The organism is uncultured Duncaniella sp. (assembly GCF_910577345.1).
GTDB lineage: Bacteria > Bacteroidota > Bacteroidia > Bacteroidales > Muribaculaceae > Duncaniella.
The window spans coordinates 112,596-137,191 of the sequence record NZ_CAJTMT010000006.1; the positions used below are offsets into that span (position 1 = coordinate 112,596).

General features: G+C 50.0%; 22 protein-coding genes. 11 read left to right on the forward strand and 11 right to left on the reverse strand.

Features of this window, described 5'->3' with window-relative positions:
* Positions 1–32: 32 nt before the first annotated feature.
* From QZ310_RS04575 to QZ310_RS04595, 5 genes are all read right to left on the reverse strand, one after another.
* The gene (locus QZ310_RS04575) at positions 33–503 is read right to left on the reverse strand and encodes a Spy/CpxP family protein refolding chaperone (protein ID WP_297070840.1); all 471 of its coding nucleotides are present in this window, start codon (positions 501–503) and stop codon (positions 33–35) included.
* A gap of 79 nt (positions 504–582) precedes the next feature.
* Positions 583–1,053, reverse strand: coding sequence for a hypothetical protein (locus QZ310_RS04580; protein ID WP_297070842.1), 471 nt, complete (start codon positions 1,051–1,053; stop codon positions 583–585).
* A gap of 108 nt (positions 1,054–1,161) precedes the next feature.
* The gene (locus QZ310_RS04585) at positions 1,162–1,722 is read right to left on the reverse strand and encodes an RNA polymerase sigma factor (RefSeq protein ID WP_297070844.1); all 561 of its coding nucleotides are present in this window, start codon (positions 1,720–1,722) and stop codon (positions 1,162–1,164) included.
* Positions 1,723–1,865: 143 nt separating this feature from the next.
* On the reverse strand, positions 1,866–2,648 hold the full coding sequence (locus QZ310_RS04590) for a porin family protein (protein ID WP_297070846.1): 783 nt from the start codon (positions 2,646–2,648) through the stop codon (positions 1,866–1,868).
* Positions 2,649–2,678: 30 nt separating this feature from the next.
* Entirely contained in the window at positions 2,679–3,821 is a 1,143-nt protein-coding gene (locus QZ310_RS04595; RefSeq protein WP_297070848.1) for a PCMD domain-containing protein, read from the reverse strand.
* 372 nt (positions 3,822–4,193) lie between these two features.
* Here QZ310_RS04595 and QZ310_RS04600 point away from each other — a divergent pair, with 372 nt between their 5' ends.
* A complete protein-coding gene (locus QZ310_RS04600) occupies positions 4,194–5,546 on the forward strand; it encodes a calycin-like domain-containing protein (protein ID WP_297070850.1) in 1,353 nt (450 codons plus the stop codon).
* A gap of 105 nt (positions 5,547–5,651) precedes the next feature.
* Here QZ310_RS04600 and QZ310_RS04605 read toward each other — a convergent pair whose 3' ends face one another.
* From QZ310_RS04605 to QZ310_RS04615, 3 genes are all read right to left on the reverse strand, one after another.
* Entirely contained in the window at positions 5,652–5,888 is a 237-nt protein-coding gene (locus QZ310_RS04605) for a hypothetical protein (protein WP_297070852.1), read from the reverse strand.
* Positions 5,889–6,172: 284 nt separating this feature from the next.
* The gene (locus QZ310_RS04610; RefSeq protein WP_297070854.1) at positions 6,173–6,688 is read right to left on the reverse strand and encodes an outer membrane beta-barrel protein; all 516 of its coding nucleotides are present in this window, start codon (positions 6,686–6,688) and stop codon (positions 6,173–6,175) included.
* A gap of 145 nt (positions 6,689–6,833) precedes the next feature.
* Positions 6,834–9,779, reverse strand: coding sequence for a putative LPS assembly protein LptD (locus QZ310_RS04615; RefSeq protein ID WP_297070856.1), 2,946 nt, complete (start codon positions 9,777–9,779; stop codon positions 6,834–6,836).
* Positions 9,780–10,086: 307 nt separating this feature from the next.
* Between QZ310_RS04615 and QZ310_RS04620 the strand changes: the two genes are divergently transcribed.
* The 3 genes from QZ310_RS04620 to QZ310_RS04630 are packed head-to-tail and all read left to right on the forward strand — an operon-like array spanning position 10,087 to position 12,962.
* Positions 10,087–10,557 carry an Lrp/AsnC family transcriptional regulator gene (locus QZ310_RS04620; RefSeq protein ID WP_297070858.1) on the forward strand — a complete coding sequence of 157 codons (471 nt, stop codon included), beginning with the start codon at positions 10,087–10,089 and terminating at the stop codon, positions 10,555–10,557.
* Positions 10,558–10,596: 39 nt separating this feature from the next.
* Positions 10,597–11,925, forward strand: coding sequence for a tRNA (N(6)-L-threonylcarbamoyladenosine(37)-C(2))-methylthiotransferase MtaB (mtaB, locus tag QZ310_RS04625; protein ID WP_297070860.1), 1,329 nt, complete (start codon positions 10,597–10,599; stop codon positions 11,923–11,925).
* Positions 11,922–12,962, forward strand: a complete 1,041-nt coding sequence (locus QZ310_RS04630) for a glycosyltransferase family 2 protein (protein ID WP_297070862.1) — start codon at positions 11,922–11,924, stop codon at positions 12,960–12,962. The genes mtaB and QZ310_RS04630 overlap by 4 nt, the downstream gene beginning before the upstream one ends.
* Positions 12,963–13,054: 92 nt before the next feature.
* Here QZ310_RS04630 and surE read toward each other — a convergent pair whose 3' ends face one another.
* Entirely contained in the window at positions 13,055–13,828 is a 774-nt protein-coding gene (gene surE, locus QZ310_RS04635; protein WP_297070864.1) for a 5'/3'-nucleotidase SurE, read from the reverse strand.
* 161 nt (positions 13,829–13,989) lie between these two features.
* Here surE and QZ310_RS04640 point away from each other — a divergent pair, with 161 nt between their 5' ends.
* Positions 13,990–14,424, forward strand: coding sequence for a DUF4293 domain-containing protein (locus QZ310_RS04640; protein ID WP_297070866.1), 435 nt, complete (start codon positions 13,990–13,992; stop codon positions 14,422–14,424).
* A 397-nt stretch (positions 14,425–14,821) separates the two neighbouring features.
* The gene (locus tag QZ310_RS04645; protein ID WP_297070868.1) at positions 14,822–16,249 is read left to right on the forward strand and encodes a DUF6377 domain-containing protein; all 1,428 of its coding nucleotides are present in this window, start codon (positions 14,822–14,824) and stop codon (positions 16,247–16,249) included.
* Positions 16,250–17,174: 925 nt separating this feature from the next.
* Here QZ310_RS04645 and QZ310_RS04650 read toward each other — a convergent pair.
* Positions 17,175–18,089 (reverse strand): DMT family transporter, encoded by a 915-nt coding sequence (locus tag QZ310_RS04650; RefSeq protein ID WP_297070870.1) that lies wholly within the window; start codon positions 18,087–18,089, stop codon positions 17,175–17,177.
* A 144-nt stretch (positions 18,090–18,233) separates the two neighbouring features.
* Between QZ310_RS04650 and QZ310_RS04655 the strand changes: the two genes are divergently transcribed.
* Both QZ310_RS04655 and dnaA read left to right on the forward strand, forming a co-directional pair.
* Positions 18,234–19,007 (forward strand): polyphenol oxidase family protein, encoded by a 774-nt coding sequence (locus QZ310_RS04655; RefSeq protein ID WP_297070872.1) that lies wholly within the window; start codon positions 18,234–18,236, stop codon positions 19,005–19,007.
* Between the two features lie 430 nt (positions 19,008–19,437).
* On the forward strand, positions 19,438–20,826 hold the full coding sequence (gene dnaA / locus QZ310_RS04660) for a chromosomal replication initiator protein DnaA (protein ID WP_297070874.1): 1,389 nt from the start codon (positions 19,438–19,440) through the stop codon (positions 20,824–20,826).
* Between the two features lie 143 nt (positions 20,827–20,969).
* Here dnaA and QZ310_RS04665 read toward each other — a convergent pair whose 3' ends face one another.
* Positions 20,970–21,449, reverse strand: coding sequence for a type I restriction enzyme HsdR N-terminal domain-containing protein (locus tag QZ310_RS04665; RefSeq protein WP_297070876.1), 480 nt, complete (start codon positions 21,447–21,449; stop codon positions 20,970–20,972).
* A gap of 82 nt (positions 21,450–21,531) precedes the next feature.
* On the opposite strand from QZ310_RS04665, the gene holA reads away from it, so the two are divergent.
* From holA to QZ310_RS04680, 3 genes are all read left to right on the forward strand, one after another.
* Complete coding sequence (gene holA, locus QZ310_RS04670; protein WP_297070878.1) at positions 21,532–22,566, forward strand: DNA polymerase III subunit delta; 1,035 nt, start codon at positions 21,532–21,534, stop codon at positions 22,564–22,566.
* Positions 22,567–22,676: 110 nt separating this feature from the next.
* Positions 22,677–23,138, forward strand: a complete 462-nt coding sequence (locus tag QZ310_RS04675) for a Fur family transcriptional regulator (protein WP_297070881.1) — start codon at positions 22,677–22,679, stop codon at positions 23,136–23,138.
* A gap of 55 nt (positions 23,139–23,193) precedes the next feature.
* Positions 23,194–24,468, forward strand: coding sequence for an adenylosuccinate synthase (locus QZ310_RS04680; RefSeq protein ID WP_297070883.1), 1,275 nt, complete (start codon positions 23,194–23,196; stop codon positions 24,466–24,468).
* Positions 24,469–24,596 lie beyond the last annotated feature (128 nt).

The window sequence follows — 24,596 nt, forward strand, 5'->3', positions numbered from 1 at the left end:
GAGGTTTGCGGGGATGCTGATATTTGTCAGGATTATTTCGCTTTACGTTGTGAGCGGTGCTGTTTCATAAGCTGGCGGGTGAAGTCGCGTTCGGCAACTTTAAGTTGGAAAAGTTGATTCGGCGAAAGAATCTGCTTGTAATCCTTGAAATACTTCATCTCGATTGTGTTTTCCCTGCCTTTGAGTTCATAGACGGCCTCGGCGGCTTTTTCATACTCAAGGTCAGTGGCCTTCTCTCCTTTTTTCAGTGTCTGGCGGTAGAGCTGCTCAGCTTCATTCTGGGCTTTGCGTATCTCTTCGTCCATGGAGTTGTAGAGCGGGAGGAACTTGGCCTTCTGCTCTTCAGTCAGATTGAGTTTCTTCGCGATGAAGTCGTTTTTGAATTGCTGCATTTCCTTCATCCACACCTCACGCTCACGCCCGGACGGACGCTGAGCCTGCGCGCTGATTGGAAGGATGATGGCAGAGAGAACGAGGATAATGGAAAGTGCGATATGTCTCATTGATGATTCCGTGTTTTGTCAGTTGACGTAGTAAGGTGGTACGATGGTCGTGTTGTGTGTGGGTGGAGTGTTGTTGGACTCAGATTTCTGAAAGGGGAAATTCCGGTGAATCTGGCATGGATGCCGCTGTGTCGGAACTGTCTTCGTTCAGCATCTCGTCATATTCGGTCGGGTCGAAACCTGTCTGGTAGAGGTCCTCCATGAGCTGATAGTCGTCGACATCTCCCTCGTTGATGAAGTAATCATTGATGAAGTGGTCGTTTTCGATTGCTGCTGTCAGGACAGGGTCGTTTTCGATTGAAAGGCCGTAAGAGTCGGTGCGCATCAGATCAAACATCTTCATCATGCACCATACACCCATGAACATGGCCGCAAGATAGACGTAGGGACGCATCCGCTGCCAGATTGAGCGCGGAAGCACCTTAGGCTCCGGTTTCTCCCATTCCTGCTGCGGAAGTGAAGCGGCCATCCGTTTGGCGAAATCTTCGAAATAACCGTCCGGGACAGTCATTCCGTCGTTTCTGTTGACCTTGGTGAGTATATCTTTCATTGGGGTTCGATTTTTTGAAGCTTGGAACTTATAAATGCTTAATCCTGCCGGACGGTTGTGCCGGGAGGGTTGCTGTTTATCCATTAGACTTGCGCGCGTGGCGGAAGTTTAATAGCTGTTTTCGAAAAATTGCTCTATTTTTTTCACGGCGAGATGATAGGACGCTTTCAGAGCGCCCACCGATGTGCCCATGATTTCCGACATCTGTTCATACTTCATGTCGTCATAATATCTCATATTGAACACAAGCCGTTGTTTTTCAGGTAGTGTGGCGATGGCTTCGCGTAATTTGAGGGCCAGTTCGTCGCCGTCTATATTGGTGTCAGCATGAATGAGGGCGATTGCATTTGACTCCTCGTCGTCGAGCGAGATTCCACGGCGTTTTTTCTCTTTTTCGAGAAAGGTCAGGCTTTCGTTTATGGCAATCTTGTAGAGCCATGTCGACAGTTTTGCGTCGCCACGGAAATTCTCTATGTTCTGCCATGCTTTGAGGAAGGTGTTCTGAAGGATGTCGTCGGTGTCCTCATGAGACTGCACTGTCCGTCGGATCTGGCGGTAAAGAGGCTCCGAATAGAGTTTTATAAGCTCGCCGAAAGCCTCACGGCATGTCGAGGGGTCCCTCAGGCGTGCCACAAGTTTCTCGTCGTCAAGATTGGCCTCTTTGCTCATAGAAAATGGGGTTTAAGTGATGACTGTCTGTGCTGTCGGTTTGACACCGGTTTTACAAAATTATTGAAAATTTGTAGCTGTGCCTAATAAAAACGCCTAATAGTTGTTAAAAGACAAAATACGCCGGGAGAATCGACTGATTATCAGAATACATAGCTGAATCCCATGTTAAGATAGATGGGATACATGTGGAATGTTACTGTCTTGAACGATTTGTTGAAGATGTCGTTCAGACCCCATGTGAGGTCAGCGTTTACGGAGAGGCGGTTGAAGACTCTCCACGAACCGCCGGCTTGGACACCCCACTGGAATTTTCTCAGTTCGTCGCCGAAATCGTAGGTAGCGCGGGCATCCCCTTCAAACGAGACCTTGTTGCCTGTCGGGTCTCCCTCGCGCAGATAGCCATCATAGACATGTCCGTCAAATTCGTTGCTGAAAGCGTAGGCGAGATAGGGACCGAAATTCACTTTCCACCGGTTGTTGATGCGGTAGACAGCGGTGATGGGGATGGCGAGCTGCTGCGTATGGTATTTGGTGCGCACACGGCCGGTCCATTTTCCGGTCATCTCCTTTCCGTCCTGAATGATGGTCATGCCGTAGTTCTTCACCGTTGCATCAGTCTCCATGCCTTTGGTCTCGAATCGGAATCCGCTTGCGATGCCCCACTTTCCGCCATTGTCGTCAAACCATTTGGTGACGGTGGTTCCTATCGAGAGGTTGAGGTGCGGGCTGTAGGAGTTGATTTCGCGTATTTCAGCCGGAAGCGGGAGGGGTGAGGCTCCGCCGATGTTGATTCCTGCGTTGATTTCATATTCAAGTCCGAGGATGATGGACTTTGCGATGTCGCCAGGACGGTCGCTCTGCGCTGCGGCCGAAAGACTGCCGAGGGTGAGAATGGCTGCTGATATGAGGTTCCTGATATTCATTGGTGGTGATGGCTTTGTGATGTGAGTGGCTTAGAGGCAGGTGATTTCGAGTTCATCCACAAAAAGGGTGCTGCCGATGGCACCTGAAAAGTAGTCTCCGTCGATGCTTGACGTCATGACGACAGCTATGCTGTAGCGTCCGTCCTCAAATTTGTCGGCATCGATGGTTGCGCCTTCGCGGAACACGAATGGTACATGGAAATATGTCCAGTCACTCGCACCCTTGCGCATCTCTTCCGAAATGCGGGCGACGGCTATGATGTTGGGATTGTCGTCAGACAGCACGTTGGCACCGTTGAGATATTCCATGTCGGCGGTCGACTCGAAGTAGACAGCATAGATGTTGCATTCGTCATTCTTTCCGGGTATGGCTTCAAGTTTGCCGGGGGCACTTGCATTGAACTGCTGGTAGACCTCTCCTGGGGTGTATTTGAAATAGCCGCTGAAGTAGCGCGGGACATTGAAGAAAGGTGTGCCGAACTGGGTGGCTTCAAGAGGCTTGGCGATGGCGTTGTTGAGGTCGAACTTACCGATGAAAAGGTTGCCTGCGGCAATAGGTTTGTTGACCAATGCGCCCCAAGTGCCGGTGGAGCGGGTGACCAGACAGGCACATTTACCGATATGGCCTTCGTCAGTCTGGAATGTGGGATAGGTGTCGGGCGCTCCCTTGCCGTTGGTCATGGCAAAGCCTGAGTTGCCGCTTGCCCAGAACATGCTGTCGCGCTGATGGGTGGTCTCGTTGATGTTCACGTCGAAAAATACATCATAGCTGCCACCTTGAGCGCTTTTGGTCACCTTGACATCCTCGAAACCGTATTTAAGGTTGATGGCGTTGTTGCGCTGCACGGCGATGGTATAAGCCTTGGTCCATTCACCGTCCTCGGAGGTGACAACGTAGGTCTGCGGTTCGGTGAAGTCGCGCTTTGTTCCGCTCGGGGGGGCGATGGTCGCGCCGGGCGTAAGCTCGAATTCGGGGGCAAGGTCTGTGATGTTGACGTGGTTTTTGACTATGAGGGTCACTCTGTCGTTTTCGATAATTGGAGTGCGGTTAAGAAGGTCGCCGGGGAGGGTGACGGCTACTATGTCACATTCGGCATTCAGTGGCTCTTTCTTGATACAGGAAGTCACCGCGAGAACCATTGCGAATGTCATTAACCATTTGATTGCTTTCATAAAAAAGACTTGATTTCTGTTCTGTGAATTGATTGGCATTGCGTCAAATAAAAATTGTTGAGCGCAAATCAAGGGACAAAATTACGAAAAAATGCGCTTTATTATGACTTTTATGCTATCTTTTGACTATAAATTGGGCTTTTTAGCTACAAAATTATTAAAATTATACTAATTTTAGGTGAGATTCCAAATAATCACTTAACTTTGCATCGAAAAATCTGACCTGTCCTTATGGACAGATACCTCACGTTAAGAACAATGTCTGATGTCAATGCGGTTTAATGTCCGGAACAATCCAATGCCCAGGAACATAAGCTCTGCACCAACACTGTAGTAATTTTTCTATCAACCAATTATTATAATCATTTATTTATGAAATCTCTTTACGCTACTTTAATCAGCTCTATGCTGATTAGTCCGCTGTGTTTCAATGTATTCGCGCAGCAACAGCTCCCTAACGCCGATTTTGAGGGCGCATGGGTGGATTGTGTGCCCTGGACCAGTAATAATAATGCTAAGGTTAAGGATTCAATTCCTGAAAATTGGTGCATATCTAATGTGATTGGTATCGGTGGAACAGGTGCTACTACTGTCGGAGGGAAAGATGAGGGTTATAATTCCGCATCATCTGTGAAGCTTACAAATTCGCCAAATCCATTGATGAGCTCTCAGATTGTTCCTGCATATCTGACGCTGGGTACGACATGGTCTACATCTGTCCTTGTTAGTAAGATGGACGGTGGTACATTCGGAGGTATGCAATTTACCGAACGCCCTGCAGGCATGGAATTTATGTATAAACGTAGTCGTGGAGAAAGCAAGCCGGAAGAAACATCAACCATTGTGGCTTATCTTTGGAAAGGACATTGGACCCAGAGCGCTGTTCCTGCTAATATTGTTATGTTTGGCTCTCCTGCAACTGTAGATATGGTGGACCGTGACCGTTGTGTCCTCGGAATGGATATGAGCAGTTCTCTTGGTGGTGATGTGACCAAGACTGATGATGCTGAACTTATCGCAGTCCTCAAGGCTGAGATTACAGAGAATACTGATGAATGGACCAAGTTCTCAGGTAAGTTTGAATATTATTCTGATGCCACTCCCGAAATGTTCAATGTGATTATCGCTGCCGGTGACTATTTCGGAGGTGCTTCTGTTGTCGGTAAGGATAATACCCTCATCGTCGACGACGTTAAGCTCATCTATGCGGATGATGCACAGTCTCAGAACTATCCCGGTTTTCTCAGTGTCGAGATGATGGGTTCGCAGCTTGCCGATAACCAGCCTTCGACAATCATTATCACCCCGACCGGTGATGGCAAGTGCACTTTCCTTCTTCCTGATCTCACTTTGGGTGATGATTTGGCTCTCGGAGACATCAAGGTTGAGGATGTGACAATGACTGAAGCCAACGGCATCACGACTTATACCGGTGAAGTAAAGGATCTGAGCCTTGTTGGCGGTATTATTGCAGACGTGGCTATTAACGGTACCATTACAGCTGCAGGTGAAGTTAATATGAAGATTGACGTGATGTGGCAGGGTGTTCCTATCAATGTCACCTTCACATCATCTACTTCCGCAATCGGTTCAATTGAAGCTGACGGCAATGGAGTTGCTGAATATTTCAACCTTCAGGGTATCCGTGTCAACGGCGAGAACATGACTCCCGGCGTTTATGTGAAGCGTCAGGGCGGTAAGGTAAGCAAGGTTATCGTTCGATAACTATACGAACCATAGAAACAAAGAAAGAGTCAGAAGCACCGGTGCTTCTGACTCTTTCTTTGTTTCTATGGAATTCTTATCCATGTCCACAGGGGTTGGCCTCGTTTATTGGTTGGCGTAGGCGAGGACTGTCGGGCTTTCGACATCAACGCCATATTCCTGTGCACGCTGGAGGATCGCTTTGGCCAGTTTAGGCTTCAGGTCTTCGGGACAATAGCGGAAATATGCTTCCGCAGCGCGGACATGTGCGGCATCCGGCATCGGATATTCGCGGCGTTCGGGGAGTCCGTAGACGCTGTCGGGAAGTTCCTTGCGCTCCTCGTATGAAATTCTATCGCTCATAGTAGTTTATGTGTATTCGTATAGGTTTTGTAGGGACGCGCTGTAGCGCGTATGCCAAAATGAATAGTTAATTCGTTGGTGATAATTGCTGTCAAATTTAGTGTAGGATGTCGTGGGGATTTCCCGGTAGGATTTTATGGGGATTTTCCGATAGGATTTTTGGGATTTCCCGGTAGGATTTTGCAATCTCATTCGGCATACGCGCTACAGCGCGTCCCTACAACATCCTGCAATGTCAGCAATATCCTGCAAAGTCAGGCTGTGTGCTGACAATCAGTACTGCATCAGAGGTTGAAGCGGGCACCGACCTGGAGGAGACCCTGTGCGCCGAAACCGAGTTCACCGAAGATGCTTGTCACGCGGGTGATGCTGACTTCCGCTCCGAGGGGTGAAGCCTGGAATGCGAAGTATGCTTTATTCTTCGACCAGTCGCCTGCTGCCATGTGGGTGATGTCGACACCGATACCGAGATGACCGTAGAGTGTGACAACGCGGTTGCGGTAATAGTCATAGCGTCCGTTGAGCATGATGACATGGTAATATGCGTTGGCATCGTCGGAGTGCTTGTAGCTTGCGCTTGAGAAGGTGTAGCTTGCACCGAAGTAGAAGCTTGGAGCCACCTTGAAGTTTACGCCTGCGGTGAGTGCGCCCCAAGCGTTGTTGATTGCGCCGCCGTCATGCATGTCGGTCGCATCCATCTGTGTGTAGCCACCGTAACCGATCTGAAGTTGTGCTTTCTGAGCCTGTGCACCAAAAGCCATCCCGAGGACAGCAAACATGATAAGAATAAATTTTTTCATCACTAATTGTAGTTAAATTAAGTAATAGTTGAATTGTCGGAATAAATATAAGTGTTGTTGCCTCGCGGACGGAGGTGCGAAAAAAAATAGTGTGGCGGTTGGAATGTACCGTCACACTATTTAACAATTATGATGTAAAAAAAGTTTAATACCACTTGACTCCGTTGGAGAAAGAAGAGCGTTTGTCGTACTTGAGGTCCGAAAGCAGCGACGATTTCACGGAGATGTGGAAATTGTAGCTCTTGTATGGACCGACGGGGACGAAACTTGCGCGCATCGTGAAGCAGTGCATCTCGCGGGAGATATTGCAGTTCATGTAGGCGAGTTTCTTGGTGTCGAAATTGTAGCTCGCCGAGAAACCTAAATTCCAGTTGGCTGTCGGGCGGATATTTCCTGAGAACGAGAGGTTCTGGGTGATTTTTCCTTTGTACTCAAGTTTCTTGTAGTCGAACTCGCCGTAGCCGTAGTTGATGGAGTAGTTGAACGTCAGGTTCCACGGGACAGACCATGCCATATAGCCGTCGTCGTCAAACTCCATGTTCGAGTTCTTCTTATTGCTTTTGCGGCTGTTGGGTGACTGATAGTCCGACGTCGAATCGGCGAAGTCCTGGTCCATGGATGTGTTGTTGGAGTCCTTGCCTTTCTTGTCGCCTTTCTTGTCGTCCTTGTCCTTGTCTTTGCCGAAAAGTTTTTTGAACGTGTCGTTATTGAAGGTGTAGCTGAACGATGTGCCGGTGCTCGAAAGCTTACCCCAGCCCTTGCCTTCGGTCAGACGGAGCTTGTTGACGCGGACCGGGTTGCCTGCCGCGTTGAGGGCGTAGGTGTAGACGTCCCATGTCGCCGAGAGGTTGAGGTTGAAGTTCTTGACCAGACGCAGCATGATGGAGGTGTTGAGGTTCGACCATCGCATTGAGTCGGCTGCGAAGTTGTAGCTCTGCGAGAGTGTTAGGTTCTCGATGAGCGACACTTTCTTTTCTCCGATGGAATCGTTGTCCGACTTGACCTTCATCTCAAGGTTGTTGGCGAGCGAGATGCTGAGTGCTCCCGTCTTACCTTGACCGGGGACACCGAACAGCGAGTTTGGGAAGTAGGAGTATGAGCGTGTCTGCATCTCTCCGTTGGCGTCGGGATACTGATAGTTTCCGTAGTAGCCGAAGAATGACGAGCCGAAGTCGGGTGCGCCCGAGAAGGAGATTGTCGGGGTGAGGACGTGGCGTATCATTTTGACCTTGTCGCCAAGGAAAGGGAGAGGCTGGAAGAAACCGTAGATTTTAGTGTCGAGCGCTACGGATGCGTTGAAGTCCCAGACGTTGTAGAAGCTGTAGGTCGTGTCGAGGACTTCGGCTGATGCGTTCGGATCCCACTGGCGGCGTACTTTGCTCGTGTACATTCGGTCCGTTATGCTGACCGACGGTGTGAGGTTGAGATATTTGAAGATGTTGAAGGTGGCGCTGATGGGGATGCTGTGGCGCATACCGTTTCGCCAGTCTTTGATGAGGCTTTTCTTGAAGAATTCATCCTGCTTGGCCGTCAGGGAGTTGTTGAACTGGCCGGAATATGAGAGCTTGATTTTCTCATACCATTTCTCTTCCCCGACTGCGCGTTTGCGTTTGAAGGGGTAGACCTGCGACATGGTCAGGGTGAAGTTGGGGAACGACACGGCGAGGGTAGAGTCCTGCGAACGCTGCGAGACGTTGGCAGTTGTTGACAGGGACCACTTGGAGTTGGGGAAGCGGTAGGTCATGTTGACCGTACTACTCTTGGTGTTCTGCGTGAAATCACTGCCGTAGTATGAATTGAGATCGTTTCGGGTGTAGCCGCTGGTCGTGAAGTTGACGCTTGCCGACAGGCTCATGTTGGGGTTTGCTTTCGCATCCTGACTGTGGCTCCACACAATCTGGAAGTTGGTCGACTTGGCGTAGTCGGGCATTCCTTTGTCGCCGGTCACGGTCTGGAGATACGAGAGGTTGAAGTTGCCGGAATACTTATAGCGCTTGACGTAGCCCGACTGGGCGCGCAGGCCCCACGAACCGAGCGTGTAGATTTCGCCTGTGAGTGCAAGGTCAATGTTTGGGCTGATGGCGAAGTAGTAGCCGCCGTTGCTGAGATAGTATCCACGGTTGTAGTCATCGCCGAAGCTCGGGAATATGATACCGGATGAGTATTTTTCGGAGAAGGGGAAGTAGCCGAAGGGGACTGCGAGGGGGAGTGGCAGACCTGCAAGCACCATGTAGGCCGGACCGCTGATCACATCTTTTCCGGGTCGTATTTTACCTTTTGTGACTTGCATGTAGAAGTGGGGGTCGTCGTGGTTGTCGCAGGTGGTGTAACGGCCGTTCTGGATATAGAAAGTTTCGTCGTCGATTTTCTTTGTCTGTCCGCCTGTGAGGTAGCCTTCACCCTGCTGGGTCACAACGTCGGTGATGAAGCCTTGTTCGGTCTTGAAATTGTAGCGCATGGTCTTGGCTTCGTAGGTCGAGCCGTTGTCCTCGAACACGGGTGTGCCGAAAGCGTCGCCGACCGAGTCCACACCGCCCACGGCATAGACATCGGAATTGGTGAGATCCATCTGTATCTCCTGTGCGTCGAGCTTGAGAGTGCCGTATTCGATTTTGGAGCTGCCATACATGTATGCATTGCTGCGGCCGACAACCACCATTGAATCCTGGGCAGAGAAGTCCACCGGATTGTCAAGGTCGACTTTCGCGCGGACAATCTTTGATGTCTTCTCGGGAGCTGTGATGCGGTTGCGGCTAAGCCTGTTCCGGCGCATGGTGTCGGCGACATAACTGTGACGGCTGATTGGCGAAACGATGCTGTCGGGAGTTGCGGTGTTCATGTCGGCGGTGTCGGCCACTGCTGTTTCCGGCATTTCCTCGACAGAGGCAGCCTCCAATGGCATACTGACAAGCGAATCCGGACTTAACGCAAGCGGAGTGGCCGGACGGAGAGTGTCGGGCAGTCTGCGCTGCAAGCGCGCGTCAAGCCTCGCCGAGTCGTGTGCCGGAGGAGTCGGGTCGACCGGGGCAGCTATGGAATCGGGATTTGCCTGGCGTGGGAAAGCACCCATCGAGAGGGCGCAGAGCAGCACTGTAATAATTATGTATAAGTGAGAATATCTCAAACTTGCACCTTTAATAATGATGGTTAGGGTTATGAAAAATCTTTGCAAAGATACATCATTCTTGCAATATAGGCAAAGACACCGTGGGGTTTGTGACATTTAATTAATGTGAAATGTCGGAGAGGCAGTCAGATAGATGGGCGGAGGGTTTAAAAAGTGTAATTTAATGCTAATATTTGGCCACAGATTGTGATTTTTTGCGTACTTTTGCACCATAAAAGTAACATTTGGATAATTCAACGATCACATTTCTATCAATCCCTCAACAGTAAAGATGTCACGACAAAACTTCGATACACTTGATTTCAAGATTCTTGAGATGCTCTCAAACAATGCGCGCAAACCGTTTCTTGAGATAGCGCGTGAAACCAACGTTTCGGGTGCGGCAATCCATCAGCGCATCCAGAAACTGACGGCCTCGGGTGTCATCCGTGGGTTTGAGACCATCATCGATCCTCCTTCGGTGGGCTATGAGACCTGTGCCTACATCGGTTTCATCCTCAATGACCCCACTAAGTTTGACGAGGTGGTCGAACGTCTGAAGGCTATTCCCGAAGTTGTGGACTGCCATTTCACCACCGGTAGCTACGATGTCTTTGCAAAGATTTTCGCACACAACAATGCCCATCTTCTTGAGGTGATACACAAGAAGCTCCGTCTTGGATTCGGACGCACCGAGACCCTCATCTCTTTCAAAGAGGTGTTCAAGCGCCCGATTCCCATTCTCCCCGAGAATCTTGAATGATGACGGCGCGGGCAAAATATATTAAATTCTGCTCAAAGAGTGATAGATAAGAATACATTCGGCAGCCGGACAGCTTTGTTTCATACGTTCGGCTGCAAACTCAATTTTGCCGAGACCTCCACGGTGGCGCGCATCTTCGCATCGCGCGGCATCCAGCGTGTCCATGAAGGGGATACGCCGGACTACATTGTCATAAACAGTTGCAGCGTCACTGAAGTGGCCGACAAGAAATGCCGTCAGGCTGTCCGCTCGTTTGCCCGGCGCTACCCCGACGCGCGCATCATTGTCACCGGCTGCTATGCGCAGCTCAAGCCCGACGAGGTGAAGACCCTTCCGGGGGTCGCTGTCGTGGCCGGTACGGACCGCAAGCTTGAATTGGCCGACTATCTTGACCGCGTGCTTGCCGAGGGTGAGGAGGAGGGAGCATCCACCTTTGTCACTCCGACCAAGGAGATACGCAAGTTCTCCCCGTCGTGCTCGCGCGGCGACCGCACCCGCTATTTCCTGAAGGTTCAGGACGGCTGCGATTATTTCTGTTCATATTGCACCATCCCCTTTGCCCGTGGCCGCAGCCGCTCGGGGTCGATTGCCGAAATCGTAGCCCAGGCGCGCGACGTTGCTGCCGAGGGTGGCAAGGAGATTGTCATCACCGGTGTCAACACCGGAGATTTTGGAAAAGGGACTGACGAGACTTTCCTTGACCTTTGCCGCGAACTCGACAAGGTCGAGGGTATCGAACGCTACCGTATATCTTCAATAGAACCCAACCTGCTGACGGACGAGCTGATTGATTTCGTGGCTTCTTCGCGCAGATTCATGCCTCATTTCCATATTCCTCTCCAGAGCGGCAGTGACGATGTGCTCAAACTGATGCGTCGCCGCTACGACACGGCTCTATTCCGTGAGAAAATCGAATATGTGCGCAGTGTGATGCCCGATGCTTTCATCGGTGTCGATCTGATTGTCGGCGCGAGGGGTGAGACCATCGAGCGTTTTGAGGAGTCGAGGGCCTTTGTGGATTCACTGCCGATCTCACGTCTGCATGTGTTCACCTACAGCGAACGCCCCGGCACACGTGCGCTTGAAATCGAGCATGAAGTCAGTCAGGAGGAGAAGCATCGCCGCACGCGCATCATGCTTGCCATTTCCGAGCGGAAACTCCGCGAGTTCACTGAACGGTTTGTCGGGACTGTCCGTCCGATTCTTGCCGAGCATCCCCGCCACGATGGTTCGATGGCCGGGTTCACCGACAATTATCTGCGCATAAACATTGCCCCGCAGCCGGAGCTGTCCAACACGATATGCCCCGTGCGCATCACTTCCATGCATCCCGAAGGCGAGGAGTCGGAAGGGGAGGTGGTCGGATGAGCGCCTCTGCCAAGGCTGGCCGCGACCGGGTGGCCGTCGTCATACTCAATTGGAACGGTGTGCGCTTTCTCCGTGAGTATCTGCCTTCCGTGGTGAAGCATACTCCTCGGGAGATTGCGGATGTGATTGTGGCAGACAATGGTTCGACAGATGAATCGCTCGAAGTTCTGCGTGAGGAGTTCCCGGATGTCAGACGGATGGAGTTTGATGTCAACCACGGTTTTGCCGAGGGCTACAATATTGCCATCCGAGAACTTGCCGATTCCTACAAATATGCCGTGCTGCTCAATTCGGATGTCAAGGTCGATGATGACTGGCTGACTGAACTTTACCGGTTTATGCAGGCCCATCCCGAAGTCGGAGCGCTACAACCCAAATTGCTTTCACTTACCAATCCATCGGAGTTTGAATATGCCGGTGCTATGGGTGGTTTCCTTGACAGAAACGGCTATCCCTATTGCCGAGGGCGTATATTTGACACCGTAGAGGCTGACACCGGCCAATATGACACGCCTATGGAGGTCGAATGGGCTTCCGGTGCGGCATTGATGGTCGACACCCGTCTATATGTGGAATTAGGCGGACTTGACAAGGAGTTTTTTGCCCACATGGAGGAGATTGACCTCTGCTGGCGCATCCGCTTGGCAGGAAGGCAGGTGTGGGCTATCCCGACGGCGCATGTCTATCATTTGGGTGGCGGAAGTCTTCCGGCCTCAAATCCAAAGAAGACCTATCTGAATTTCCGCAACAATCTGCTGATGCTCTACAAGAACCTTCCGCGCAAGGGTAGGGGAGCGAAGCTTTTCTACAGGCGTTTGCTCGACACGCTGGCATGGGCCAAGTTTGTGGCGACCGCTAATTTCAAAAATGCTTCCGCAATCGTCGGTGCGCACCGCGATTTCGCGAAGATGCGTAGCCTTTACGGAAATCCCGATGCGCGCGAGAATCTGATTGCCTGGAATCCGAATATACTGATTGAATATTTCGCTAAATCCCGCAAGCGTTTTTCAGAAATAAGAAATCACGCAGGAAAATGAATTGAATTTGTTTTAGTTAAATAAGAATATGGGTTAAAGGTTGCATTCAAGCACCTTTAACCCATATTGGTTTTATGCGTTTTGTCGAGTCGTCATTTATCTGAAATCAGATTGCTGATGGCGGTGATTTGGTCGGCAGCGGTCTGGTCGGGACGTATCGGAACTATTGTGGCATACTGTTGAGCGAGCCAGTATTCGTCGGTTGAAGGGTCGTCGGGTTGCTCGTTGTAGAGCTTTCCGGTCAGCCAGTAGAATGATTTTCCGTGAGGTGTGGCGTATGTCGCGTATTCTTCCGTCCAGTGGCTCTTTGCTGCGCGGACCACTTTCACGCCCTTCGGGGTACAACGGGCAGGGAAGTTCACGTTGAGGCAGATTCCTTCGGGGAGGCCCTGGCTGATGACCCGTGATGTGATTTCGGTCACGAACGGGGTCACCGGATCAAAATCCGCAGCCGGTGAGTGGCTGAGCAATGAATAGCCAATCGAGGGGATGCCGAGTGTGCATCCTTCCATCGTGGCTCCCATAGTTCCTGAATATATATTGTTGACGGCAGCGTTTGAGCCGTGGTTGATTCCGGAAAGAAGCAGGTCGGGCTTGCGGTCGAGCACTCCGAAAAGGGCAAGTTTCACGCAGTCCACCGGGGTTCCGCTTGTGGTGAACACCTTTGCTCCGTCGATGGACTCATGTTCGTTTATATATAAAGGTGTATTGACAGAGATTGCCGACGATTTTCCTGATTGCGGGGCATCCGGAGCCACGACCACAACCTCTCCTAAATTTACGGCTATGCGGACGAGGTGTTCGAGGCCTCTCGCGCCGAGTCCGTCATCGTTAGTTATCAATATCAGGGGGCGTTTCTGTTCCATAGATATATCGTTGGGGATTATGATGATTATTTTCTCACAAATTTACTACAAATTGCCAACTAATTGTGTGGACAATTGTTAAATTTTTAGTACTTTTGGCAAAAATAAGCCGTTTCAGGTGCTTAAAAAAGTGATATATCAATTCTAAAATTTAATAAGTTATGCAAATCCAACGCATCCAGACTGTCTACATTTTCCTCGCCATGGTGGCGATGGCGATTTTCCTGATTGTGCCTTACGGTGAGGTTGTCAATGTCGGTTCCGAGCCTGTAGTGGGCGAGAAACTCTACACAATGTATGAATACGGCTTGCTGATTCCGGCCGCTGCTACAGTGATTCTCCTCATAGTCGACATTTTCCTCTACCGCAATATGTCGCTTCAGAAAAGCGTCCTGACAATTTCTCTGCTTCTGACACTTTGCTGCATCGCCGTGGTCTGCTTCACGCTCTTCAAACAGGCCGGAGCCGAGGGTGTCGATGCCACTTTCTCCGTCTGGGACATCCTTCTGCCGATTGCTGTGGTTCTTGAAATCCTCGGTCTCGCAGCAATCAAGCGCGACATAAAGTTGCTCAATTCATATAACCGTCTCCGCTGATTATCCTATTGGAAAAAACATATTGACTGTCCCCAATGAGGCGACAGTATTTGAAGATTTTCGTCCTTGCCGTTGGCCGGGACGTTTTTTAATGCTATATTTGTATATAATTTGCCTCGAACCTCACATTCTTCTCTGTTCTCACTTCTTTTTTTCACAATTAGTAACCCACACAATCCGGGCCATCTCCTAATTGCTTTCGATTGATTTTTTAGGGAATTGACCGGCTTAATAGTAACATCTCTACATTCCGATGAAAAATTTTATCTTCGGTTTATTTGTCTTATTATTCCTATATTATCCCCCTGTTGTTCATTCGGCAGCAGCTCCGTCGACTACTGACGATTATCTGGAGCTACTTGATAAGGAATTGACTCATAGGAGGGAGTATATAGCAGTGCGTCAGCATAAGGTCGATTCGGTTAAAAAGGTCATAAAAGCTGATTCAGTTGTCTCATCCAAGGACTATCTGACTCTTGGAGAGTTGTTGGGCCCACTTAATGCTGATTCTGCTATTGTCGCTTTTTCACTTGGCTATGAGGCTGCGATTGCCGACAATGACAGTGTCGGCGCACAGCGCTGTATGATTTCACGCATCACTGAGTTGCGCAAACTCAACTCTACGCCTGAAGCTGTGCGCGATATGATGGCGATTTCGCGTTTCGGCATCTATGATGAGAATAAGGAGATGTATTACAGGGCTTCGCGTGACATGTACTATACCATTGCCGAGATTTTCGAGGGGACAGCTATGTATGATAACTATATGCGCCCGGGTCTGGAATTTGCGCGCAAGTATCAGGCTTGTCTGGATCCGGAGTCGTATGCAGCCAAGCTGAATGTCGCCATGATTTACTACGCCCAGGGCAACGATGTGATGTTTCTGGCCACTCTGATGGACATAGCCAATGAGATTCCGGAGGAACATCCTCTCTATTCGATGGTCATGACAGCTATCGGTGGTCGATATGTGATTATCGGTAAACCTGAGGAAGGAATACCTTATCTTGCAAAAGCTGCCATCCAGGAGGTGCGCACAGGCGACCGTCAGGGCACAGCCCTTATCCGTCTCGGTACGGCGCTCTATGAACTGAATGATCTCGTCAGGGCTCACAATTATCTTGCGATAGCTCTCGAACAATCGGTTGCAGGTGGCGCGAAGACCAACAGCATGATGATTTCAAGTGCATTCATGCCTGTTTCGAATGAATTGCGCGGGCAGGAACAGACCCGCTTGTTGCTCCTGATAGGACTCGTCATAAGTCTTGGCATCGGCATAGTGCTGCTGTGGCGTCTCTACAGCGGGAAAAAACGTCGTGCGCTCGAACTTGAGAGAATCAAACAGCAACTGGCAGTGGCAAATATGTCGAAGGAGGCATATATCGCTGACTTTATGAATCTTTCATCGAGTTTCATGGAGGGACTTGAAGAGTTCAACCGTATATGCAAGCGGAAGATAACTGCAGGCCAGATTGACGATCTGCTCAACATGATAAAGAGCGGTAAGTTCATCGAGGAACAGCGCGGTAAGTTTGATGATATTTTTGATGACTCTTTCCTTGCTCTGTATCCTACTTTCATTGAGGATGTCAACAAACTCCTGCTGCCTGACAAGCAGATTGTCACTCCGGCAAAGAATGTCTTGTCGACTGAGCTCCGTGTGCTTGCGTTCACTCGCCTTGGCGTCGACGATACTGCCCGTGTGGCCCGTTTCCTCGGGGTGACTTTGAACACAATCTACACCTACCGCAACAAACTTCGCAACAAGGCTATTTCGCGCGAAACCTTTGATGCCGATGTGATGAAAATCGGCTTGATAGACTGATGCGTGGACGGCTGTTTTTGCTGCCGTCAGAGGTTGTAGTGTAAATAATCAATTGGATTGAACTTATATTATGTGTGTGATGTGTTGTGTTTAATTTATTGTAGATGAGAGTATTATTGTGAAGAAAGTTTTTTGATGCCTTATATCGGCAGAATACCCTATTGCATTGACATGAAAAAGCCTATATCTTTGCGTTATAATAATAAACGACCAAAGTAATTTTCTGATAATAGAGATTATAGAATATAGGTAAGATTTAGATGTAATAGGTATAAAAGATTTGTTTTTCGTTAGATTTAGAAGAACTATTTAAACTACGTTAGATTCTGTTGAGAGCAGTCCTCGTGAGGAAGACCGCTCTTTTTTTGTGCGTATATTTGCTCTTCGCCATTCCTGAGGTCATTTTTACCACCGGCAGTTCCATGTCGGTTCCACTTATGATGTAGGCCTTGTTGAATGCGCTTGTTGGTCGGTCGCTTTCCGCTGTTCGATAGTTGTCGCGAAATTCTTCCGTTCGCCTCTTTGGCGGATGCTGTTGTTAACTTTAAAAGGTGATTTATGGGTATGGAATGTTATATAAATGTAGGATTTACACCATTTGCAGTATTATATCACTGTTTATATTAATTGTTTCGGCTGTTGAAAATAATTTATTGATAATTAGTGGAATATCTGTTTTTAAATTGATATTTCATTTATAATATACGATAAAGTACCCTCAACTGGCTTGCAAATGGGCTACCTTTGCGATGTGTAAAATTTTAATCAGTTTTTGGATTGTGATAATCACGCATTTTAAGTGAAGATTATTCGTTAATTATGCTAAGTGTTTAAACAACGTTTTTTAATCAAGGCCACCTCGTGAGAAGTGGCCTTGATTGTTTTTTGCGGATGTCTATATGAAGTGTCACCCTCAATAGGTGCATCACTTGTTCTCCTCTTTGACAGGAGCAGCCTTGCTTATGGTGACAAGGTAGACGCCGGAAAAGATGAGTGCGACAGCCATGACTTTTACCGGGGTGAAGCGGTCAAGGCCGAGATAGACTCCGATGAGCGAGGCCACGATAGGTTGTACATAGTTATACATGCCCACCAGCGTTGGGCGGAGGTTTTTCTGGCCTATCATCGTGAGGATGTAGGCAAGGAAGGTTGCTATCACCACCACATATCCGACACCGGCGATTTCCGTCCGGGAGATTGCGTTCCAGTCGGTCGACAGCCATTCATTTATCGATATGGGCAGTGCCACCATCGCTGCGAAGGTGAACATCCATTTCATAAGCGTGAACACCGAATATTTCTTGATGAAATTTTTGTAGAAGGTAAGATACAGGGCGTAGCTAAGCTGGGCGGTCAGGACAAGGAGGTCGCCGAGCATGGGATTGTCGCCCTTCATGGCCGACTTTGCACCACCAAACACGAGCAGCAAAGCGCCTGCTGCACCGAGGGTGATGCCTCCGGCTTTCTTCCATGTGATAGGTTCTTTCAGAATCACGGCGGCGAGAAGCATCACCCATATAGGCATTGTTGTCGTGATAATGGATGCTTCGCCCGGCGAAGTGAAGCCGATACCTGAGATGTAGCTTCCCTGATTGAATACGATTCCGAGCATACCCGCTCCTGCCATCTTCAGCAAATCGCGGGCAGGCACATGCTCGCGTTTCGTGAATATCGACGCGATCCAGAAGAGTATGGCTGCGCCGAGGATTCGGAAGTTGGTGAGGAGTATGGGTGAGATAACCCCTGCTGTAAGCACAATTTTTGCTATCGGTGCCATCATCCCCCAGGTTGTGTTTGCTCCGAGCATTGCAAGATGGCCCTTAAGTTTGAAATCTTTCATCTTTTTGAGCGGTTTATCCGTGAATTGGAGTTATATTTGCGTGAGTTTTGAAAAATTAGGCGCAAAAGTATAACAAAAGCTACATATAGCAAAATCCCGACAGCAAAAACTGTATCTATGGTATCCCCGCAAAGCAATTGCAATTTGCCTGAATGGCTTGAAGTGATAGCCAACGAGCCGTCATATATCGTCGCCTGTACGACAAGAGGAGTTCTTGATGGCGCTCCATCGCCCTACGGCACCTTTAATATATGTCATTACACTGGCGATGACATGGACGGCGTCCGGAAGTGCAGAAGCCTCCTTGCGGATTGGCTTGGCGTATCTCCGGATCGTTTGATTGTCCCGCGACAGACACATTCGGTCGATGTGGCCGTGGTCGATGAGCTTCCTGTAAAGCCGGAGGCGGTCGAGGGTGTGGACGGTGTGGCCACTATATTAAAAGATGTGGTGGTTGGGGTCTCGACTGCCGATTGCGTCCCGGTGATACTTGTGGATGCGGAAGCCGGTGTCGCGGCGGCCATACATGCCGGATGGCGCGGAGCAGTCGGAGGCGTAGTGCAAAATGGAATCCGGCGCATCAAGGAGCTTGGCGCGGACATGGCGCGGACACTTGCCTTCATCGGGCCGTCGATATGCGTCGACTGTTTTGAAGTGGGGGAGGAGGTGGCTGCCCGCTTTCCGGAAGAATGTGTGGTGCGCTATGCGGATGGCCGTCGACCGCATGTGGATTTGCCGGGCTATGTCTGGACTGTGCTCTGCGAGGCAGGATTGCGCAGGGCTAACGTGCGTCCGTTCGATAAAGCTTGCTGCACCCGCTGCCATCCCGACCGCTATTTCTCCGCGCGGAGCATAGGGGTGGAGTCGGGACGGAATTTCACTTTTGTCATGCTGAAACCGCAGGTAGTGAAGGATTGACTCCGGTTAAATGCTTATTTAGAATGATTATAAATAATGAGGCTGTGCCCTGATGGTGGACAGATTGATTCATAATGCCGATTTTCAAGGGGATTAGCGCTTGGATATGGCGCCGAAACTAATTAATGAAATACTTGCGAAATTTAATTAAACAAGCCTATAACAAAGAGATTGGGAATTTAAGTTAAAGTATTACTTTAAGTATTGTAATATTCTTTTTGTAATAGTCTGAAACTCAAAGGCGTGTGAATTGTTTATAACTTCCAAATAAAAAAGAGTTTGGTTTTGAAAAATGTTTTTTGGAAATTTGCAGTACCGAAACACAGTGTAGAAATACAATTACAGGCGGCATTTCAAGAACCCTTTTCGTGAAAATAGGTACGCGGACCGTCTAACTCTTGCTTAATTGAAGATTAGCTCCAACTGACCGATGCAGAACGAATATTCCCAAAAATGGGATAGATGTCTGGAGATTATCCGTGACATTGTCCCTTCCGAACAATTTGAATCGTGGTTTAGCCCGTTGACATTCCGACGGGTCGAAAACGACGTATTGACTATTGATTGCCCTACTGAATTCTTTGCCGAGCAACTTGAAGAACGTTACATCAATGTGCTTGGCAAGACTTTGAAGCGCGTGTTCGGTGCGAATATCCGTCTTGTCTACAAGTTCCCGCTCGTAGCCAACGATCCCGGAACCCAGGTGGCTGTCGGCAGTGCTCATCCGAGTCAGGCTGTCAAGCCCCTCCCCGGAGCCACATCCAATCCATTCAAGGAGCAGATTGTCGAGGACATCGATTCTCAGCTCAATCCGGCCTACACGTTCGAGAACTTCTGCATCAGCCACAGCAACAAGGTTGCGCAGTCGATTGGTGAGGCCATCGCCAATGATCCCAAGCTCAAGACCTTCAACCCTCTCTTCGTGTTCGGTCCGTGTGGAGTGGGCAAGACCCATCTTATTCAGGCCATCGGCATCCGCATCAAGGAGCGCAATCCTCGTGCGCGCGTACTTTATCTTACCGCGCGTCTCTTCGAGAGCCAGTATACCGCTGCCGTCCAGCGAGCCAAGGTCAATGAGTTCATCAACTTCTATCAGAGTATCGACACTCTTATCATGGACGATATTCAGGATCTCATCGGCAAGGAAAAGACCCAGAAGACATTCTATCATATCTTCAACCACCTCAAGCAGAACAACCGTCAGCTCATCATGTCGAGCGACTGTTGCCCTTCGCAGATGGAAGGTATGCAGGACCGCCTCCTCTCACGTTTCAAATCCGGCATGACCGCCCAGCTCGAACGTCCCGACATCGAGCTTCGCCGTGATGTCCTTTCGCAGAAGTCGCTCCGCGACGGCATTCAGCTTCCCAAGGATGTCATGGACTTCATTGTTTCCAACGTAACCCAGAGCATCCGCGAGATCGAGGGTGTTGTTGTTTCGCTCATGGCCCACGCCACTTGCCTCGGAGAAGAGATTACGGTTGACCTCGCACGTCGCGTCCTCTCGAACTCCGTGAAACTCAACAAGCGTGTGGTCAATTTCGAATCAATCGCCCGCACCGTCAGCGAGTTCTACAACATTGACGTTGACCAGATTTTCACCAAGTCGCGTAAGCGCGAGGTGTCGGATGCACGCCAGATGGTGATGTATCTTGCGAAGAAGCACACTAAGATGCCTCTCAAAGCAATCGGCACACGTCTCGGTCGCACCCACGCCACTGTGCTTTATGCCTGCCGCCTGATTGACGAGCGCATCCCCCTCGAAAAGAAACTCTACGACGACATTTCCAAGCTCGAAACAGAGCTGATGGCCGTTTGATAGGTTCAACAGACAGGTTGTAGGACAATTACAATACAACAAAGGAAGCCTCATTGTCACTATCTGCGATAGTCGGATGAGGCTTCCTTTGTTATGGGTCCCTCACAAATACTTTGTGCAGGGCCTATAACAGTCCTTTCTCTTTAAAGCTCGTCATATCGAGGGATTTCCCGTAGGAACGTGTAGCGCCGGTTGGCGGCGTCGAGACGGCAACAATAATGATGGAGGCCGTTGCTCACGGTGAGATACCTGACATTGAGTGCGAGGCTGTAGCGGGCAATCTGATCGAACACCTCCTGAGTCAGTGTGATGGACGGCGCTTTATATTCGACAATCATCAGCGGCCTGCCTGCACGGTCATGGACCACGGTATCGCAGCGTTTCAGCGTCCCGTTGAGCTTTATGCCTATCTCGTTGCCCATCAGTGAGGACGGGTAGGAGAGGTGGGTCTGCAGAAATGATGTGAAGTGCTGTCTCACCCATTCTTCAGGTGTCAGAAGCAGCCATTTGCGACGCAATGGGTCGTAGACTTCATCGCCGCGTTGCGAATGGCGGAGTCTGACTTGTCCGGGCGGGAGATTCAGAGGGCAGATGGCATTGGCGCTGTCAGTTGTTGATGGCATGGCTTTTGAATTTCCGACAAAGTTAGCAAAATCCGGCAAAATTGCGTAAATTTACGCTCTGAAACACCTATAATAATCCATCATGGCTTCGTCAACACCCACATATTCCGAACTCAAGCGGCAACTTGCCGCACGGACCTCTCTTGCTCCCGTCTATCTGCTCCACGGCGAGGAGGGCTACTATATCGACGAACTTGTCAAGGATTTTGAGGCTCTCGTCCCCGAAGAGGAGCGGGATTTCAATCTCTACACCCTCTATGCTCCTGAATCGGGAGTGGAGACGGTGATGGATGTCTGCCACCGCTATCCTATGATGGCCGAACGTCAGGTGGTCATCGTGAAAGAGGCGCAGGCCATACGCGCTGACCAGCTCAACAAGCTCCACAGCTATGTCGAGCGTCCGAACCCGACGACGGTGTTGGTGATTTCCTGCCGTGGCGCGCAGGCCAAAGGGAAGGAGCTGCTTGCCGCGCTGAAGAAAAACGGTGCAATCTTTGAGTCAAAACGCCTTAATGAGCGCAACATAGTCCCTGTCATCAACGACCTTATCAAAGAGAAAGGGCTGAATGTCGACCCCAAGGCTCTCGCCATGCTCCGCGACTATATCGGTGCCGACCTGTCGAGGCTTTACAATGAGATTGGCAAACTTGCCCTCATACTCGGCAAAGGAGCGATGGTCACACCCGAAGCCATCGAGCGCAACATCGGTATTTCAAAGGACTACAACAATTTCGAGCTTGTCGATGCCATTGTCGGCCGTAATGCAGCCAAGGCGTTCGCCATTGTCGAATATTTCCGCAACAACCCGAAGAACAACCCGACGGTGATGACAGTCTCGTCGCTCTTCAACCAGTTCTCCAACCTGCTTATCTATCATTACACGCGCGATAAGACGCAGGCCGGCTACATGGATGCTCTCGGTTTGAGGAACACGTGGGGCTTGCGCGTCTATGAAGCGGCTTCCCGTGCCTACAATGTGCGCCAGACAATAGAAATCATCTCCGCCATCCGCGAATTTGACACCCGCAGCAAGGGTATCGGCTCGCGTCAGAATGAATACGACCTCCTCAAAGACCTGATATTCCATATCCTCACAGCCCGAGGCATAATCGGCTGATGCAAATGCCCTCACCGGGGCCGTTCCCGGCTTGTTTGCAACACTCCCTGCCAAATTTACTTTGAGGAAAATTTGGATATTATGCCGTTGAGTTGTAATTTTGTCAATTGATGAATGATGAAAAGCGAAAAAGCGACGCGGAAGGCCGTCTGCTCCACTATCTCACTCAGCATCATCTGCGTCGGACACCCGAGCGCCTGACGATTCTTGACAGTGTGGTGGAGATGCGCGGGAGTTTCACTCCTGCCGATTTGCTTCAGTCGCTCACCGAGAGCGGTTTCCGGCTGAGTCAGGCCACGGTCTACAATACCCTCAAGCTTTTCGAAGCAGCCGGGATTGTGCGACGTCGCAGAACTGAGGACGGTGTCGAGATTTACGAATGTGCCTCTCGAGCCGACGAACATCTGACTCTTGTCTGTTCGCGTTGCGGACGTTCAACCGAATTCCGTGATACCGAGCTTGCGAAACTTTTGAAACTGCGCCGCTATAGCTCATTCGTCATGACCGGTTTTGACCTCTATATCCACGGGCTTTGCTCACGTTGCCGTGGCGGTGGACGAGTCAGAAAATAGACACAGTGAAACAAAGAAACATTACACAATAATAAACTATAGAATCTCACGAAACATGAAAGTTGATGTGCTTCTCGGCCTCCAGTGGGGAGACGAAGGAAAAGGTAAGGTAGTTGACGTCCTGACACCGCGCTACGATGCAGTGGCACGTTTCCAGGGTGGCCCAAATGCCGGTCACACTCTTGAGTTCGAGGGCAAGAAATATGTGCTCCGCTCCATCCCCTCAGGCATTTTCCAGCATGGTCAGATCAATATCATCGGCAACGGTGTCGTGCTTGACCCGGTGCTCTTCAAGCAGGAAGCCGAAGAGCTTGAGAAGAGCGGTGTCGATCTCCGTTCAATCCTGAAGATTTCAAAGAAAGTCCATCTCATCACCCCGACCCACCGTCTGCTCGACGCCGCCAATGAAAAGGCTAAGGGCGGAAAGAAAATCGGTACTACAGGCAAGGGCATCGGTCCCACATACACCGACAAGATTTCCCGCAACGGTCTGCGTCTGGGCGATGTGTTCCATAATTTCAAGGAAAAATATTCAGCGCTCCGTCAGCGTCACCTCGATCAGCTCAACGCTCTCGGTGCAACTCCCGAGAATCTTGACGAACTTGAGGAGAAGTGGATGGATGCCATCGTCTATCTCAAGGGCTTCGGTATCGTTGATTCCGAATTCCTCATCAACAGCCTTCTCGCCGAAGGCAAGAGTGTGCTTTGCGAAGGTGCGCAGGGCACTTTGCTCGACATCGACTTCGGTTCGTATCCCTTCGTGACCTCGTCCAACACCATCAGCGCCGGTGCATGTTCCGGCCTCGGCGTGGCCCCCAACAAGATTGGTGAGGTGTTCGGTATCTTCAAGGCATACTGTACCCGCGTCGGCAGCGGTCCCTTCCCGACCGAGCTTTTCGATGCCACCGGCAAGCGCATCCGTGACCTCGGTCATGAATACGGTGCAGTGACCGGCCGTGAGCGTCGTTGCGGTTGGATTGACCTCGTGGCTCTCCGCTATGCAATCATGCTCAACGGTGTCACTCAGCTCATCATGATGAAGAGCGACGTCCTCGATGACTTTGACGAAATCAAGGCTTGTGTGGCTTATAAGATAAAGGGAGTCGAGACCACCCAGTTCCCCTTCTCGATTGAGGAGGACATCGAGCCTGTCTATGTCACTATGCCCGGCTGGAAGACCGACATGACCAAGATGCAGAGCGAGGAAGAGTTCCCCGAAAACTTCCGGAACTATATCGCTTTCCTTGAGAAGGAGCTTGCCACACCTATCACAATCGTTTCGATCGGTCCTGACCGCAAGCAGACCATCGTCCGCGAGAAGAAGGCTTAAGCGTAACAGCGTATACTCATATAAAACGGCGAAGCCGTCGCGGACGAACCCTATCGCCTGCGATGTGCCTTCGCCTTTTTTATCCATAACATCATACCTTAAACTATTTTTTTTTATTCAAACACGTT